Raw genomic sequence first — 1,100 nt, 5'->3', positions numbered from 1 at the left:
CACCACTCGGTTACCTCAACGTGCGTGCAAGGGACGAGAACGGGAGAGAGATCCGGACGGTCGCCTTGGATGAGGAGCGCGCACCGCTGGTGCGGCTCGCCTTCACGGAGTATGCGACGGGTAACTGGACGGTGAGGGGGTTGGCGGAGCATTTGGCAGAGTTGGGGCTGACGACAGCGCCGTCGCCAGCGCGGCCAGCCAAGCCGATCACAGCGACCAGACTGCAGAACATTTTGCATCTGCCCTACTATAAAGGGATCATTTCCTTCCAAGGGGTGGACTATGTAGGGGCACATGAGCCGCTGGTAGATAGCCAGACGTGGCAAACCGTGCAGCAGGTGTTCGCTTCGCGGCGCACGGGTGAGCGGCAGCGCACGCACAACCACTTCCTTAAAAGCACGGCGGTGTGTGGTGTGTGCGGAGCGCGGTTACTCGTCCAGCGAGCCAAGAACAGTAAGGGGGTGGTGTATCCGTACTTCGTCTGTGCCAGGCGGCACCGGGTACACGACTGCACCTTCAAGGCGGTGCTCATTGACGAGGTGGAGGAATTGGTGGCAGCGCTGTACCAACGTATCCAGTTGACGACTGAGGATCGAGCCAAGGTGGAGTGCTATCTCCAGGGCGAGCTGGCGCAGATCGAAGGGGAGAAAGACAGAACGGTGCGTTCCTTGACTACCCAGCGCACCAACATCGAGGACAAGCGTCGTAGGCTGCTGCACGCCCACTACGAAGGTGCTGTGCCACTGGACTTGCTCAAGGAAGAACAGGCTCAGCTGACGGCCGAGCTGGAGCGTATTGAGCGCCAACTAGCCGTCTACCGAGCAGATATGACGGCAACCCGACACGTTATGGAGGCGGTGCTTGACCTCATGCAGGACTGTTCGCGCCTCTACAGTGCCGCTCCAGCTCATCTGAAGAAGCTGCTCAACCAGGTGTTCTTCGAACGCATCTTGGTCAATCCGCGTGTTGATGACGACGGCACGGTTATCGTGCCAGGCACATCGCCCTCACAAAGCGACAGCAGTAATGCAGCCGATGATGTGGGCCAGGTGAGCGACCAAGCAGAGCGGCAGCATACTGACGTCGCCAGTCCGTGTATG

At 59.8% G+C, this 1,100-nt stretch carries 1 protein-coding gene; it reads left to right on the top strand.

Annotated features, from left to right (window positions below; all coding sequences use genetic code 11):
- The coding region (locus Q4P78_RS09275; RefSeq protein WP_303340083.1) for a recombinase family protein at positions 1–1,100 on the top strand (1,100 nt) is incomplete at both ends.

The sequence above is a fragment of the Rothia sp. (in: high G+C Gram-positive bacteria) genome (assembly GCF_030540545.1).
In the GTDB taxonomy this organism is placed as follows: domain Bacteria; phylum Actinomycetota; class Actinomycetes; order Actinomycetales; family Micrococcaceae; genus Rothia.
This window is presented reverse-complemented; position numbering and strand designations above follow the sequence as displayed.